We start from the raw sequence: 1,648 nt of genomic DNA on the forward strand, positions 1-1,648 counted from the left end.
CGGCACCGGAGGTGTTCGTGCCAGCGTTCTCCGCTTGGCCGGCTGCGCTCGCCCGACCAGCTCCGCCGGCCAAGCTACCCGTGGCAGAACGGCCTACCGCGCACTAACTCCACCCTTGGACCACCGCCTGGGGGCCGATCAATACGACCACCGAGGTTTGGCCGAGGTAGCTGATCGCGTCACCGAGGATGGCGTCTCGAAACCGTAATTCCGCGAACAGGGCGCGGCGGCAATACTCCTGGAACTGCCAGCACAGGAAGTAGGCGATGGCGGCCAGGGCCAGATCCGCACGTCCGTTGGCGAGGTTCACGACCGCGAGGCCGATGCAGAGCGGGATGCTGAGCGGTACGAGGATCAACAAGCTCGTATGGATCAGCGCCCTGCTCTTGTCCGGGAGCGCGACGCTGCATCTGACGGTCATCGGATAGAAGACCAGCGTCGTGTTCACGACCTGCAACAGGAACAGCACGCCGAACAGGATCGAAACGTGCCCATACTCCGATGGTGGAAGATGGCGCGCGAGCATGATGTTGAGGACGAAGGTCCCCAAGCTGACGATCGCCTGATCGATCAGAGGATATCCGGCACCGGTCGAGCGCGCCTTGATCCAGGTCGTCTCGATCCTCGATCGCCATGTCTGCCTCGAAAGCCCGGTGTGAAGCGCTGGGGGATCGCCGACGGCGGAGGCGGACGGATCGGATGCTGGCGGCATGGCTGGAACCCGTGCGGGACGCGGTGACCGGCGTCCTGTCGGCTCGACGTCTCCGTCGAACGATCTGCCACGATGCCGCGTCACGACCCCCGCGACCGAGGTCCGGGGCGGCTCGAACCGAGGTCGGCGTCGTGATGTCTTCGAACGACGATGATGATCGACAGGCAGGAACGCGTCCGTTCATGCTGGGAGCTCGAGCACGGACGGAGCAGCGGCGACACGCGACGGGAGCGATCGACACTCCCTGCCGATACTGTATCGCAGCGTCCAAGCAGCAAGAAGCGTTCGCTTCGTACTAGCCCTCCTGGCTACTGCGCCCTGGTCCACCTCGGCCTTCTGACTCATGCCCGCAGCCATGCTGCGATGATGTCGCCGCATGCGGGTGTCGTCCGGCGACGCGCGGACCCGATGAATCAAAAAAACCGTCCATAGCAAGCCAAGCAACGCGGTGCGGATCGTCGCTTGCCGTACCAGCAATCCTGGGCGGCGAGAAGGAGTAATACCTGTTAGAGATGGATGTTAACGCATCGTTAAACATACTCTTCGGCGTTGCATTCGCTGGGAGAAGAGACAATGTCGAGCCGACGCGTGCTTGTGACCGGGGCCGGAGGATTTATCGGGCACCATCTTGTGACGTTCTTGAAAGCGAAGGGCTATTGGGTTCGCGGCGTCGACATCAAGATGCCCAAATACGAGACGTCGCAAGCCGACGAATTCGAGGTCCGCGACTTGCGGGATCCCGACGCCTGCCGAGCCGCGGTCAAGGGCATCTGACCTGACCGGCTGGCTTTGGACCGGGCTGATTGAGAGGATCAGCCAGGACTGAAGGAGCTGGACATGAAGCGAGGTCAGAAGACGGGTGCGGAGCAGGTGGTGCTGAAGCTGCGCCAGATTGAGGTGCAGACGGCGCAGGGTAAAAGTTTGGCGATAGCGTGC

At 62.7% G+C, this 1,648-nt stretch carries 2 protein-coding genes; one reads left to right on the top strand and one right to left on the bottom strand.

The features are described 5' to 3' along the window. Window positions 1-103 precede the first annotated feature (103 nt). A complete protein-coding gene (locus tag MKK68_RS26985; RefSeq protein WP_244033490.1) occupies window positions 104-550 on the bottom strand; it encodes a hypothetical protein in 447 nt (148 codons plus the stop codon). 735 nt (window positions 551-1,285) lie between these two features. Between MKK68_RS26985 and MKK68_RS26990 the strand changes: the two genes are divergently transcribed. Beyond that, window positions 1,286-1,486, top strand: coding sequence for an NAD-dependent epimerase/dehydratase family protein (locus tag MKK68_RS26990; protein ID WP_244033491.1), 201 nt, complete (start codon window positions 1,286-1,288; stop codon window positions 1,484-1,486). Window positions 1,487-1,648 lie beyond the last annotated feature (162 nt).

Source organism: Methylobacterium sp. E-016, assembly GCF_022829745.1.
Taxonomy (GTDB): Bacteria; Pseudomonadota; Alphaproteobacteria; order Rhizobiales; family Beijerinckiaceae; genus Methylobacterium.

Excerpts from the sequence above, each read along its gene's own strand:
- MKK68_RS26990 (WP_244033491.1), top strand. The coding sequence starts at position 1,286 with ATGTCGAGCCGACGCGTGCTTGTGACCGGGGCCGGAGGATTTATCGGG.